This window comes from Thiolapillus sp. (assembly GCF_048562965.1).
Lineage (GTDB): Bacteria > Pseudomonadota > Gammaproteobacteria > Chromatiales > Chromatiaceae > Thiolapillus > Thiolapillus brandeum_A.
Window position 1 is genome coordinate 1 of record NZ_JBHNMF010001684.1, and the last position, 515, is coordinate 515.

General features: G+C 55.0%; 1 protein-coding gene. It reads left to right on the forward strand.

All coding sequences use genetic code 11. From position 1 onward, the window contains the following. Nucleotides 1–199 precede the first annotated feature (199 nt). Complete coding sequence (locus ACOCD2_RS26205; protein WP_294059889.1) at nt 200–484, forward strand: hypothetical protein; 285 nt, start codon at nt 200–202, stop codon at nt 482–484. The last annotated feature ends 31 nt before the right edge of the window (nt 485–515 follow it).

Here is a 515-nt window from a genome sequence, read left to right on the forward strand (position 1 = left end):
ATCACTCATGACCACGTCCTAAGGACGTGGGTTTCTACGCTAAACTAAACGTCCCCCAAGAAAATGGGCCATTAACACTTTACTCCGATAACGCACCTCTTGCTCCTTTCCATACAATGGCCAAGCGTGTCTTCGGCCTCGTGATAGATTTTGGGACATCCCAGTCCCCAAAATCGACTCGGCCTTTGACAACCTATTGGTGCCCCAGCCGTCCTGGTCACCAAGCACTACGCAACAACTTCGCAAGCTCGTTGCTGCTCCGTACTTGGCTCCCAATGACTGGACGCCGCGTTCGGAGGCCTACTTTGTTTTCCCTCTGGCGCAAGGCACGCCGGGAAAACAGTGCGGCCTCGCGGCTACTGGGGTCTACCAGCCTTCGCTTCGCTCTCCATGGCTGGCAGCGAAGGTGACCATGGAGCGTTTCAGATGCGCAATACGCTTGGGCGTGTATTTTCTCCCATACTTTCGCGGTCTGCCTCGTTGACCTTTCTTGCGTTTCGGCGGTTCATCGTACA